The organism is Flavobacterium sp. WC2409 (assembly GCF_041200085.1).
GTDB lineage: Bacteria > Bacteroidota > Bacteroidia > Flavobacteriales > Flavobacteriaceae > Flavobacterium.
In genome coordinates, this window is record NZ_CP165625.1 from 2,448,474 (window position 1) to 2,461,092 (window position 12,619).

Annotated in this window: 12 protein-coding genes; 5 read left to right on the forward strand and 7 right to left on the reverse strand. The window is 31.7% G+C overall.

The window, feature by feature from the left end:
• Nucleotides 1-15: 15 nt before the first annotated feature.
• The 4 genes from AB3G34_RS10500 to AB3G34_RS10515 all read right to left on the reverse strand — a co-directional run bounded on the left by AB3G34_RS10500 (nt 16) and on the right by AB3G34_RS10515 (nt 4,201).
• Nucleotides 16-1,332: an ABC transporter permease gene (locus AB3G34_RS10500; RefSeq protein ID WP_367754747.1), complete on the reverse strand. Its 1,317-nt coding sequence runs from the start codon at nt 1,330-1,332 to the stop codon at nt 16-18.
• Nucleotides 1,333-1,363: 31 nt separating this feature from the next.
• Entirely contained in the window at nt 1,364-2,287 is a 924-nt protein-coding gene (locus AB3G34_RS10505) for an ABC transporter ATP-binding protein (RefSeq protein ID WP_369752409.1), read from the reverse strand.
• Nucleotides 2,288-2,446: 159 nt separating this feature from the next.
• On the reverse strand, nt 2,447-3,571 hold the full coding sequence (dnaJ, locus tag AB3G34_RS10510) for a molecular chaperone DnaJ (RefSeq protein ID WP_367754751.1): 1,125 nt from the start codon (nt 3,569-3,571) through the stop codon (nt 2,447-2,449).
• A 45-nt stretch (nt 3,572-3,616) separates the two neighbouring features.
• Complete coding sequence (locus AB3G34_RS10515; RefSeq protein WP_369752411.1) at nt 3,617-4,201, reverse strand: nucleotide exchange factor GrpE; 585 nt, start codon at nt 4,199-4,201, stop codon at nt 3,617-3,619.
• Nucleotides 4,202-5,016: 815 nt separating this feature from the next.
• Between AB3G34_RS10515 and AB3G34_RS10520 the strand changes: the two genes are divergently transcribed.
• The 4 genes from AB3G34_RS10520 to AB3G34_RS10535 all read left to right on the forward strand — a co-directional run bounded on the left by AB3G34_RS10520 (nt 5,017) and on the right by AB3G34_RS10535 (nt 8,183).
• Nucleotides 5,017-5,784 (forward strand): polysaccharide deacetylase family protein, encoded by a 768-nt coding sequence (locus AB3G34_RS10520; protein WP_369752413.1) that lies wholly within the window; start codon nt 5,017-5,019, stop codon nt 5,782-5,784.
• A gap of 1 nt (nt 5,785) precedes the next feature.
• Nucleotides 5,786-6,460: a response regulator transcription factor gene (locus AB3G34_RS10525; protein ID WP_367754757.1), complete on the forward strand. Its 675-nt coding sequence runs from the start codon at nt 5,786-5,788 to the stop codon at nt 6,458-6,460.
• A 92-nt stretch (nt 6,461-6,552) separates the two neighbouring features.
• Entirely contained in the window at nt 6,553-7,875 is a 1,323-nt protein-coding gene (locus tag AB3G34_RS10530; protein ID WP_369752414.1) for a sensor histidine kinase, read from the forward strand.
• A 128-nt stretch (nt 7,876-8,003) separates the two neighbouring features.
• Entirely contained in the window at nt 8,004-8,183 is a 180-nt protein-coding gene (locus AB3G34_RS10535) for a hypothetical protein (RefSeq protein WP_369752415.1), read from the forward strand.
• 214 nt (nt 8,184-8,397) lie between these two features.
• On the opposite strand, the gene hisS is transcribed toward AB3G34_RS10535, so the two are convergent.
• Nucleotides 8,398-9,771: a histidine--tRNA ligase gene (gene hisS, locus AB3G34_RS10540; protein WP_369752417.1), complete on the reverse strand. Its 1,374-nt coding sequence runs from the start codon at nt 9,769-9,771 to the stop codon at nt 8,398-8,400.
• A gap of 105 nt (nt 9,772-9,876) precedes the next feature.
• Between hisS and AB3G34_RS10545 the strand changes: the two genes are divergently transcribed.
• Nucleotides 9,877-11,118, forward strand: a complete 1,242-nt coding sequence (locus AB3G34_RS10545; protein WP_367754764.1) for an ABC transporter permease — start codon at nt 9,877-9,879, stop codon at nt 11,116-11,118.
• A 24-nt stretch (nt 11,119-11,142) separates the two neighbouring features.
• Here AB3G34_RS10545 and prmC read toward each other — a convergent pair whose 3' ends face one another.
• Both prmC and AB3G34_RS10555 read right to left on the reverse strand, forming a co-directional pair.
• Nucleotides 11,143-12,000, reverse strand: a complete 858-nt coding sequence (gene prmC, locus AB3G34_RS10550) for a peptide chain release factor N(5)-glutamine methyltransferase (protein ID WP_369752418.1) — start codon at nt 11,998-12,000, stop codon at nt 11,143-11,145.
• 43 nt (nt 12,001-12,043) lie between these two features.
• A complete protein-coding gene (locus AB3G34_RS10555; RefSeq protein ID WP_369752419.1) occupies nt 12,044-12,529 on the reverse strand; it encodes a GNAT family N-acetyltransferase in 486 nt (161 codons plus the stop codon).
• Between the last annotated feature and the right edge of the window lie 90 nt (nt 12,530-12,619).

Below are 12,619 nucleotides of genomic sequence, written 5' to 3' on the forward strand. Positions count from 1 at the left end.
TAGTTCCAAATTATTTTAATAGTTAAGCCATTTGTACAACTCTTTCCAAGTTGGTTTTTTACCGTACATCAATATTCCAACTCTATAAATCTTAGCCGCAAACCAAACTACTCCAAAGAAAGTGGCGAATAATAGTGTTACGGATATGGCAATTTGCCACAAAGGTACGCCAAACGGGATTCGCATCAACATAACAATAGGCGATGTGAGCGGAATCATGGAGAAAACGACCGCAATAGTTCCGTGCGGATCATGTATTACACTAAAAAATCCAACATAAACACTCAACATCAACGGCATGATGATAGGCAGTAAAAACTGTTGTGAATCGGTTTGATTATCCACTGCCGCACCGATTGCTGCGTAAAATGAACTGTATAGAAAATAACCACCTATGAAATAAACCACAAAACCCAGCAAAATATTAGCAATGGGTAAGTTCCACAATTCTTTGATATACATTTGGGCTGTACCAGCAAATTCTTGTTGTGCTTGTTGCATTAATTCAGGTGGGACTTTAGCTGTTGGCCCAACATTTACCCCAAAAAACAATGAAGCGGCAAACATTAATGATAGTCCAATTACGGCCCAAATTACGAACTGCAATATTCCTGCTAATGAAGTTCCTATGATTTTACCAATCATTAATTGGAATGGTTTAACTGAGGAAATAATGATTTCTATGATACGATTTGTTTTTTCTTCGATTACAGAACGCATCACCATATTTCCATAAATTATGATGAACATCATTATTAAATAACCAAAACCGCCACCAATGGCAATTTTAATTTCATTTAATCCTTTTACACTTTCTTCCCCAGAAGCTTTGGCCAGACTAATATTTACTACCGATTGTGCCTTTTTAATAGCTAAGGTATCAAGGTGTGCGTTCTCTAAATTTATTTTGGTGATTTTATTGCTTATGACATCTTGCACATTTTCAATAAAAGAAATACTGGGACTACTGTTCGATATGAATTGGATTTTACTTTCAAAATCGGTAATATTTGTTGATTTCGGAATGATTAACAGTCCTTCATAACTTTCGTTAGTGATGCTGTCTTTCAGAAATTTCGAATCGATTACCGATAAATCGAGGTATTTATATTCGCCCTTTTTACTGTTTTGTGCTGTAAAGTCTTTTACAAACAAACCGGATTCGTCGTGAATGGCGATTCGTTTTGTATCTGCTTTCATCGAACTTAAATAACCAACAAATGCAGCTATCCCTACAAATAGTAACGGACTTAAAAAGGTCATTACAATAAAAGATTTATTACGCACTTTGGCAATAAACTCTCTTTTTATGATTAATGAAATGATGCTCATTTTAATTTAGAATTTAGGATTTACCAAAAAATTATTTTTCGCTAACGGATTGAATAAAAATATCATTTACACTTGGTATTTTTTCCACAAAATGAGTGACTTGTCCACGTTGCGTCAATACGTTCAATAGTTCATTTGGCAAGGCTTTCCCTAATTGAATTTCTAGCTTTAGTTCCTTATTTAAGGATTTGAAATTAGCAGGCCCCACAGTGAATTTTTGTGTAATATCATACATCAAACCTTCTACATTATCAGATAAAATCCCCACTTCATAGCTATTCGTTTTGAACTGTCTTTTTACATCACTCAGTTTCCCTTCTAATAATTTGTTTGACTTGTGGATTAAAGCGATATCATCACACAGTTCCTCAACACTTTCCATGCGGTGTGTCGAAAAAATGATAGTGGCACCCTCTTCTCTTAAAGCCAGGATCTCTTCTTTTATAACATTGGCATTTACTGGATCAAAACCAGAGAAAGGCTCATCAAAAATCAATAATTTTGGCTTGTGCAAAACACAAACTACAAACTGAATTTTTTGTGCCATTCCTTTAGAAAGCTCTTGGATTTTTTTGTTCCACCAACCTTGAATTCCTAGTCTATCAAACCAATAATCCAATTGTTTTTTGGCTTCGGCTTTTGAAAGTCCTTTCATTTGAGCCAAATACAAACATTGTTCTCCCACTTTCATACTGGTGTACAATCCTCTTTCTTCAGGAAGGTATCCAATATAATGAACGTGTTTGGGTTGTAGTTTTTCACCATCAAGAATGATTTCACCACGATCTGGAAATGTAATTTGATTTATGATTCGGATTAAAGATGTTTTTCCGGCACCGTTAGGACCTAATAGTCCATAAATACTGCCCTTAGGAACCGATAATGAAACTTCATTAAGCGCTACATAATCACCGTATTGCTTAACTACTTTATTAACTTCAAGTAAAATACTCATGCTGAATTTTGAATTTATTTCATCCGTTTAGCTCGTTATAGCCTAACGCGTGTAAAAGTAAATAATTAGTAGCAAAATAGGCCCAAATGTTACATAAAAAAACCCATCCTTATTTGAACAAGGATGGGAAATATATTTAATTTTTAACCTTTATAAAAATTAAGAAAACATATCTTTTACTTTCTCGAAAAATGATTTATCTGATTTTTCAGGATTTGGAACAAAGTTTTCATCATCAATGTTTTTTTCAAAAAATTGTTTTTGCTCTTTGTTTAATGTTTTTGGAGTCCAAACGTTTACATGAACTAGTAAATCACCACTTCCGTATCCATTAATACTAGGAATTCCTTTTCCTTTGAGTCTAAGGATTTTTCCTGATTGAATTCCTTCTTCCAGTTTGATTCTAACTTTACCATTGATTGCTTCGATATCTTTAGAGATTCCAAGAACCGCCTCGGCAAAACTGATGTATAAATCATAATGCAAATTCTCTCCTTCACGTTTCAAGAATTCATGTTCTAGCTCTTCGATAGCAACAATCAAATCACCTGGAACACTGTTCCCTGGCGCATCATTTCCTTTATTTGAAACTTTCAGTTGCATTCCGTCAACTACACCAGCAGGTATTTTTATAGATACTGTTTCATCTTCAAGAATCATCCCTTGAGCATCCGCTTCAGATGGTTTTTTGTCTAAAATTTGACCAGAACCACCACAAGTTGGACAGGTTGAAGCTGATTGCATTCTACCCAAAATTGTATTGGTTACACGCATTACTTGCCCTTGACCATTACAAGTAGAACAGGTTTTATACGATACGCCAGGCGCTTGAACCTTGCGTTTTACTTTTACTTTTTTCTCTACACCATTGGCAACTTCTTCCAAAGTTAATTTTACTTTGATACGAAGATTGCTTCCTTTAGTTCTACGTTGACCTCCGCCACCGCCACCAAATCCGCCACCACCACCAAAGGCGCTACCGAAAATATCTCCAAATTGACTGAAGATGTCATCCATATTCATTCCGCCATGATGACCACCGCCACCAAAACCGCCTGAACCATCAAAAGCTTGATGACCGTATTGGTCGTATTTCGCTTTTTTATTCTGATCACTTAAAATTTCGTAAGCTTCAGCAGCTTCCTTAAATTTATCTTCTGCCGATTTGTCTCCAGGGTTTTTGTCAGGATGAAACTCTAAGGCTTTTTTTCTGTAAGCTTTCTTTATTGCTGCAGCATCTGCACTTTTTGAAATGCCTAATATCTCGTAAAAATCTTTTTTCATTTTTTTGTTTTTGAATGGTATAGAAGCAAAAAATTATTTCCTCTATTATTGCCCTATTACAACTTTTGGAAAACGAATAATCTTATCTCCCAATTTATATCCTTTTTCAAGAACATCAACAATTTTACCTTTCATCTTATCAGAAGGAGCAGGAATTTGAGTAATTGCTTCGGCAAAATCAGCATCAAATGCATCTCCTGCTTTTACATCTATTTGTTCCAATCCTTTAGCTACTAAAGTATTTTTAAGTTTTTCATGAATAAGCTCAACGCCTTTCATTAATACCTCATCCTCAGATTTAGCAATTTCAACAACTGCTCTGTCAAAATCATCTAAAACAGGAAGCATCGCCAATAAAACTTCTTGGTTTGCCGTTTTAAACAATTCGATACGCTCTTTAGTCGTTCTACGTTTGTAATTTTCAAATTCAGCAAACAACCTTAAATACTTATCTTTTTCTTTAGCTAAGTCTTGCGTTAATTGCTCCTCAACACTTAATTCTTCAGCAATTACTTGCTCTTCATTAGTATTCGTATTATTATCTGTAGTTACATCCTCTATGTTTTGATCGATTTCTGTATTATCAGTAGCCATATTACTAGTATTTTTAAAAATATTCTTAAACTTCATTTTTTTCACTTTTCTTTGAATTGCAAAAGTACTGCCAAATCTTATAAAATGTCAAATTGTCATTGTTTAATTTAACTAAATTTATTTTCATAAAATATTTCGTTCATTTACTTTTCAACCATAATTAAAATTTTAATATAATTTTAAGACTATTACGTTTTAGTTTCTATAAGTTTGTTACTGGTTCTGATCTAAAAATTTAAGGTTAGTTTCTGTATAATTATTAATTCGTGATTACCTTATATTAAAAAAAGCTTTGTTTACTAAAACAAAGCTTTTTTTTATGCCATTTTTAAAATAACCTAAAAAGAAAAATAAAGGATATTTAAATCAAAATTTACATTAAAGTAATTCTTAAAATCGCAATTTTAAAAAACACCTCTTTCCTGTTTCATAAAATACAGCCCTATGAAGTAAGAATGTTGTCTTAAAAACAGAAAATTACAATCTTCATTTATTCTTCATTTAAGGAATATAATTTTGACTTATAAAATAACCATGAAAAATTGAAGGAAAATTTCAGCATCAATGACGCTTCTAGAATTAAAGTCAAAAAATAGTGTTATCACTTATGAAATAGGGATTATTTGTAACGGAATATTTTACGATACTTTTTTCTTGACAAAATGGTGATTTTATAAAAATTACAGAAAAAGATTAGGTTATTTATATTTTAAAGTTGTTAGTAATAAAAGTCAGTAAAGCAGTTTGCTGGCTTTTTTTTAACTTTAAATAACAATTAAATAGTGTCATATATAAATAAATAGAGAGACCAAAAAGATTTATATTTGATTTGATTCTCAAAAAAATAATTAATGAAACTAACTTTATTAAAATCATTCCTAATTGCGTCTTTTTTAATTCTGATATCTTGTCAAGATAAAAAACAACCCCCTTACAAAGCTGGCGTAGTTATTTCTTTTGATGACGCCTATGTTGATGAATGGTACGAAGCTGATAAAGTACTAAAAAAATACGATTGGAAAGCTACATTTTGTGTTTGCAGAATAGACTCCATTGGTAAACCTCAAATGCAAAAACTGCATCAATTACAAGGTGAAGGACATGAAATTGCAGGTCATGGATACCACCATTATAATGCAGTGAAATTTGTAGCCAAAAACGGAATTGATAAATACATCAAACAAGAAATTGATCCAATGATCGTTTCAATGAAGAAAAATGGTTTTAACGTTTCTTCATTTGCCTATCCTTATGGGGAGCGGTCGGCTGCACTCGATACAGCATTAGCACCAAAATTTAAAATAATCAGAGGAAGAGATTTTGAAAATAAAAAACCGGAGAAAGAAGGCTGCTATTTTAGAAACTCCAAATACCTCTATGCTTTTGATATTGACAACAGTCACATCCATTTTAGCATTCCTTATTTATTGGAGTTATTAGATGATGCTAAAAAACAAAATAAAATTTTGATTTTTAGCAGTCATAAACCCGTCAAAAACATAACGGGAAATTATCAAACAAAAATTGAAACTTTGGAGTTTTTATGTAAATACATGAAATTGAATAATCTGAAATTTTATACGTTATCTGACTTGGATAAATTAAAGCAAAACAACTAATATGAACTTACTTATAGTTGAAGACAATAAAGAATTGGCAATTGAACTAAAAGAATTTCTTTCTAGTTCAGGCTATATTTGCAAAATTTCAAATACTTGTGAAGACGCACTTGATGAAGCTAGTAGTAACAATTATGACATCATGATATTAGATTTAGGGTTGCCTGATGGTAGTGGTTTTGATGTTTTAAAATCGGTACGAAAAAACCAATTGAAAATGGCGGTAATTGTCGTTACCGCACGTGGAGAGTTGGAAGATAAAATCAACGGATTACAACTTGGCGCCGATGATTATTTGACCAAACCATTTGCTCTTACTGAACTGCAAGCACGACTTTTTGCCATTGTTAGGCGTTTAGGAGGTTTTGCTCAAAACGAACTCGAATTGTATGGGTTTAAGCTACAATTGCAAGATTACAAAGTAAGTTATAATGGATTACCTATAAAATTGACCAAAAAGGAATTTGATATTTTTCAATATTTAGTTTTAAATAAAAACCGAGTAATTACTCGTATGCAACTCATTGAACACGTTTGGGGTGACATTCTAGAAGTAACTTCCGACAGTAATTTTATTGATGTACATGTTAGAAATCTTCGAAAAAAACTTGATAAACATGCCTCTTTAGAATGGTTTGAAACGGTTAGAAATGTTGGTTATAGAATAAATATTTAGTAGTATAATTCATAATAACAAGATGTATACGTCAGTAAGACTAGTAAGTAAAAGCAACAATAGATGACCTAAAACAAATAACTTTTACAAATATGAAACTAAAACATAGACTTTCATTATTCAATATTGTAACAAAATTATTTTTGATAATTATTTTATGGATAACGTTACCCTACATCGTAAAAAAAGTAATTTACAATAATGCTGATGATGAATTATTAGAAAAAAAAGAAAAGTTTGTTCATAATCTAGATTCTAAAGAAATTAAAGACTTTTTATTAGCCAATGATTCAACTGAAGTATATAGTAATTTCACCATTTTACATAAAGAATTTACTCAATTAGAAGTATCGCCTAATCAAAAAACCATCAGTAAAGATGTTTTTTATAATGACCAAAGAAAAATTGAAAATCAAGAGGCTGAGTATCGAGTTTTACAGCATCATTTTAGCTACAATGCGACCAATTATCAACTTGAAATAGGAACTAATATAAAAGCAATAGATGATCTTATCGTTTTGCTTCACTATATAATCATAATTACTTTTTTGATAGTTACCTTTTTTACATTTATCATCGATCTTTTTTATGTGTCCTATTTATTGAAACCATTTAATAAAATAGTAACAACAAAAATTGCTTTAATCAATGAACCCGAAAAATTCAATCATACTCTAATACACAGTAAAACATCTGAATTTAAAGACTTAGATGATGCCTTAAATAATATGATGAATAGAATTACAGATGCTTTTGATAAAGAAAAACTATTCATAGGTAATGTGTCACATGAGCTCCTTACACCTATTGCTATTTTAAAAAATCGATTTGAAAACTTAATTCAAAACCAGTCCTTAGATGATATTGCTATTGATAAAATTTCTGATTCCTTAAACACATTGGATGCAATGAAAAAAGTAATCAATAATTTACTTTTAATTTCAAGAATTGACAATAAACAATTTCAAACCAATGAAGAAATTAATATTAGTGAGATTATTACGGAACTGATTGAAAATCTAAAAGATAGAATTCAAGAAAGAGAACTTAGTGTAGCTAAAAATATCAGAGAAAATTTTGATTTTAAAGGCAACAAAACACTTATTCAAGTTATGATTACTAATTTAATCACTAACGCAATAAAATACAATAACCCTTCTGGAAATATTACTGTTACAGATTCATGGAATAATAAGAACTATACCTTAATTATTTCAGATACTGGAATAGGAATGAATAAGGAACAACTTACCCAAATTTTTGATCGTTTTACACGAATTAATTTTGAACAAGATGGTCATGGAATCGGGCTTGCTATTGTTGATAGTATTGCCAAATTACATCAAATTGAAATTCAAGTCGAATCAGAAATTAATAAAGGCACATCTTTCAAAATTACATTCCCAATTTCCTAAATATTAATAAAAAGTTAAAAATTATTCCATCGCAAAATCTTCATTTTCTCTTCATTTAACGGTTATACATTTGACGTATAAATAATAACATTTATAAAAAAACAATAACAATTTAAATTTTAGAAATTATGAAAAAAGTAATCCTGTTAGCAATGTTAGTTTTAGGAACTACAGCTATGGTAAATGCACAAACTGCTACTAAATCAACTGCTCCTGCAAAAGAAGTAAAAATTGGAAAACACAAAAAGCACAACAAAAAAGAAGCTGCAAAAATGGAAGCAACTAAAACAGAAGCAACAAAAAAATAATAATTGCTAATCAAAAATTTTTAGTAATTATATGAGATTGAGTATTGACAAAAAAGCTATTCAAAATAAAAATTTGAATAGCTTTTTTTTATAACTCTTTTATGAAGAATGAAATTTTACATAAATAAAGTAGTAAATCTGAGCTTACTCCTTTTTAAAAATTGTATTTCTATTTTTTATTACTCTAGTTTTTTTTCAAGACTTGGCTTATTACCTATTTTAATAATTCCTTCTTGAGTCCTTCAAGATCAAAAGAAATCTGTTCTCCTGTTACTAGGTTTTTAAGCGAAAATAAATTGGCTTCTATCTCATTTTCACCTGCAATTACTGCATAAGGGATATTTCGTTTATCAGCATGTTGAAACTGTTTTGCCATTTTTACAGCATCAGGATAGAGTTCTACTTTTACCCCTGAAGCCCTTAATTCTTTAACTGCTTTCATGGCATAAAAAGCTTCTCTATCACCATAATTTATGAAGAGTGCTTTTGTGGTTTCAGTAACTGTTTCTGGAAACAAATTAAGCTCTTCTACAACCAAATAAATTCGGTCCAAACCAAAAGAGATCCCAACACCACTCATATTTTTCAATCCAAAGATTCCAGTCAAATCGTCATAGCGACCACCGCCACCAATAGACCCCATAGCGACTGCCTTTGGCGGAGCCACTTCAAAAATAGCACCTGTATAATAATTAAGTCCGCGCGCCAGAGTTACATCTAGATCAAGAATCGCTGTTGACAATCCAAGGGCCATCACATTATCACAAATAAAACGTAGCTCCTCTACTCCTTTCATTCCTTCAGCAGAAAGAGCTAAAAGCAGGGATAATTTTTCTATTTTCTCCGAAATTGTTCCTGTGAAATTAAACAAAGGCTGTACTTTTTCAATAGCCACTTCGTCAATTCCTTTTTCAATCATTTCTTTTTTAACTCCGTCCTCTCCTATTTTGTCTAGTTTATCTAAAGCGACAGTAAAATCAATCAATTTATCCGATGCGCCGATAACCTCAGCAATTCCAGATAATATTTTTCTATTATTGATTTTTACGGTTACTCCTTCTAGACCCAAAGCAGTAAAAACAGTATCATATAGCTGTACTAATTCTACTTCTTGCCATAAAGACTTAGAACCAACCACATCAGCATCACACTGAAAAAACTCTCTAAAACGTCCTTTTTGTGGACGATCAGCACGCCAAACGGGTTGGATTTGGTACCTTTTAAATGGAAATTCGATCTCATTTTGATGTTGCACCACGTATCTTGCAAAAGGCACTGTTAAATCATAACGCAAGGCTTTCTCTGATATACTTGAGGTCAACTTCGTGCTGTCTTTATTTTCTAAATGAGTAACATTGGCTTTGGCCAAATAATCTCCCGAATTTAATATCTTAAAAATCAAACGATCACCTTCTTCCCCATATTTCCCCATTAAGGTATCTGAGTTTTCAAAAGAAGGCGTTTCGATAGGCTGAAAACCAAATTTCTCGAAATTACTTTTAATAATTTGCATGATATATTGACGTTTTGCCACCTCAGCAGGTGAAAAATCTCTAGTACCTTTAGGTATACTCGGTTTTGATGCCATTTTTATAATTTATAATTCTTGCTGCAAATATCTTATTTTTAAAATAAATATTCCATCTTCTAAAACAAACTTGTAACAAAAATTGTATTTTCGTGTCAAACTAGTATGATGCTAAATTTATTCAAAGAAAATGTACGGATTGCAATTGGTTCTATTAGAACGCAATTATTGCGTACCACACTAACCGTTTTAATCATTGCAATAGGAATAACAGCTTTAGTTGGGATTCTTACTGTTGTGTCCGCATTAGAAAACACGATATCCTCTGATTTCGCATCGATGGGAGCCAATACATTCAATATAAATCAATACGAAAACACTACTCGAAGACGAGGAGAAGAACGAGAAATTATTAATCCAATTATTTCGTATCCCGAAGCTGTAGAATTTAAAAATAAATACAAATATCCTTTTACAGAAACTTCATTATCATTTACCGCCACATCAGCAGCTGAAGTAAAATTTGAAGCCACCAAAACTGACCCTGAAATTTCTGTTGTGGGTGTAGACGAACATTTTATTACAAACTCTGGTTTAGAAACTAAACTGGGACGAAATTTTAATGGTTTTGATATTTCTAATAATACGTATTCTTGTATTGTAGGTTCTGATTTTGAAAAAGGATTATTAAAAGACGTAAACCCAATTGATAAAATAATTTCCATTCGAGGTGCCCGTTTCAAGGTAATTGGAGTACTAAAAGAAAAAGGATCCACCTTTGGTAATAGCCAAGATTTAAGAGTTTTAATTCCTATTCAAGTGGCGCGGTCCTTATTTACAGCTCCTAATATCAATTATACCATGAGCATTATGGTTTCTAAGAAAGAACTTCTAGATCAAGCCATTGATAACGCTACGAGCACTATGCGAAGAGTTCGAAAATTGAGCCCTTTAAAAGATAATAATTTTGGAGTAGTACGCTCTGACGATTTAATAAATAGAATTCTAGGAATTACAAAATATTTAGGATTAGCTTCTTGGTTAATTGGAATTATAACCATCCTAGGTTCGTCAATTGCTTTGATGAACATCATGATTGTTTCGGTAACGGAGCGTACAAGGGAAATTGGAGTTCGAAAAGCATTAGGTGCCAAAAAAAGCACCGTGGCTTTTCAGTTTTTTATAGAAACACTACTTATTGGTCAATTAGGAGGATTAATGGGAATTATTTTCGGAATTCTGATTGGTTACGGAATAGCAACTGCGATGAGTTTTGCGTTTGTAATTCCATGGGGCGCCATTTTTGCAGCTTTTTTAACCAGTTTCATTGTGGCAATTATATCTGGTTTATATCCAGCTATAAAAGCATCTACACTTGATCCTATTGAGGCTTTACGTTACGAGTAAATAGAAGCTTAAGATACTATATTCTTAAGTCAAACTACTTTTGGTCATTCTATTATTTCCGTAAATATCTTTACGCAATTCACTATTTTTAAAAGTCATTTCTTGCAGTAAATCAATCATTTCTTTCCCAAGATATTGATTGATTTCAAAAAACAATAAGCCGTTTTGAGTTAGGTTTTTCTGAGCCAATTCAGCAATTTTTTTATAAAAAATCAAAGCATCTGTATCATCTACAAAAAGAGCCAAATGGGGCTCGTTATCCAAAACATTTTTTTTGATTTCTAATTTTTCTAAATTCCGAACATAAGGAGGATTCGAAACAATAATATCAAACTGCTGCCCTAAATCTTCGGTTTCAAGAATGTTTTGATGAATAAATGTGACGTCCACATTGTTTTCAATTGCATTTTTTTTGGCTGTAGCCAACGCTTTTTCCGAGACATCGATAGCAAAAACCTCAGCATCGGGAATATTTTTTGCTAATGAAATCGCAATACAACCGCTTCCTGTACCAATATCTAGAATTCTTAATTTTTGAGTTTTGAGTTTTGAGTTTTGAGTTTCAATAATCCATTCTACCAATTCTTCGGTTTCTGATCTTGGAATTAATACATTTTCATTTACTATAAAATCTAATCCATAAAAACTCGTTTTCCCTAATAAATATTGAACTGGAATTTCTAGTTTTAGTTGTTCCAAAAAGGAATTCCAAACCAAGATTTCTTCATTTTTGAAAACTAAATCAGGCTGCAAAGCCAAATCAATTCTTTTTAATTGGTTTTTATCTTCTAATATTAAATAGAAAAAACTCTCAGCCTCATCTTCTCCATGAATTGGAGTAAGTGCTTGAATAAATTGATCACGGTATTGTTTAATTTTCATTTCCTTTATTGCTTTATGAATTTAAAAATTCACAATTCATAACTTATAATTTTTTCAACATCCAAACCGGACAAGAAGTATGACCTGTGCATCCCATAGGAGAATCTATGTATTCAAAACCTACTTTTTTATACAGTTTTTGAGCGCCAAGCATATAAGGCATCGTTTCAAGATAACAGCTTTCAAATCCAAAATCTTTAGCACTTTGCAAACAAGTAGCCATCATTTGGCTCCCGATTCCCAAACCACGAGTTTCAGGTAAAAAATACATTTTTTGCAATTCGCAAATAGTCTCCGCTTCATTTTCAAGTGGTGCTACTCCTGCAACTCCTACTACTCTTCCTTCGTTTTCAACTACAAAATACGCTGATCTAGGCTTACTGTATTCTTCATACATTAAATCTAAATAAGGGTCGGCATATGCTGTTCCTACTTTTGGAATATTCAATTCATCAAAAACAGAACGAATTAATTTCGCAACGCTTTGATTATCTCTTTTTTCAATTTTTCTAATGATCCAGTTTTCCATTATAATTAAATGCTACTATTTGAAAGACAAAAATAGAAATACTTTATTGTTATTTACTGAAGTTTTAAAACTAAATCATAAACTCAAAAA

Bases quoted from the DNA above. Each gene is read 5' to 3' on its own strand.
- AB3G34_RS10515 (WP_369752411.1), bottom strand. From the start codon at position 4,201: ATGAAGTTTAAGAATATTTTTAAAAATACTAGTAATATGGCTACTGAT.
- prmC (WP_369752418.1), bottom strand. From the start codon at position 12,000: ATGAAAATTAAACAATACCGTGATCAATTTATTCAAGCACTTACTCCA.
- AB3G34_RS10530 (WP_369752414.1), top strand. From the start codon at position 6,553: ATGAAACTAAAACATAGACTTTCATTATTCAATATTGTAACAAAATTA.
- dnaJ (WP_367754751.1), bottom strand. From the start codon at position 3,571: ATGAAAAAAGATTTTTACGAGATATTAGGCATTTCAAAAAGTGCAGAT.
- AB3G34_RS10535 (WP_369752415.1), top strand. From the start codon at position 8,004: ATGAAAAAAGTAATCCTGTTAGCAATGTTAGTTTTAGGAACTACAGCT.
- AB3G34_RS10520 (WP_369752413.1), top strand. From the start codon at position 5,017: ATGAAACTAACTTTATTAAAATCATTCCTAATTGCGTCTTTTTTAATT.
- AB3G34_RS10555 (WP_369752419.1), bottom strand. From the start codon at position 12,529: ATGGAAAACTGGATCATTAGAAAAATTGAAAAAAGAGATAATCAAAGC.
- hisS (WP_369752417.1), bottom strand. From the start codon at position 9,771: ATGGCATCAAAACCGAGTATACCTAAAGGTACTAGAGATTTTTCACCT.
- AB3G34_RS10545 (WP_367754764.1), top strand. From the start codon at position 9,877: ATGATGCTAAATTTATTCAAAGAAAATGTACGGATTGCAATTGGTTCT.
- AB3G34_RS10500 (WP_367754747.1), bottom strand. From the start codon at position 1,332: ATGAGCATCATTTCATTAATCATAAAAAGAGAGTTTATTGCCAAAGTG.
- AB3G34_RS10505 (WP_369752409.1), bottom strand. From the start codon at position 2,287: ATGAGTATTTTACTTGAAGTTAATAAAGTAGTTAAGCAATACGGTGAT.
- AB3G34_RS10525 (WP_367754757.1), top strand. From the start codon at position 5,786: ATGAACTTACTTATAGTTGAAGACAATAAAGAATTGGCAATTGAACTA.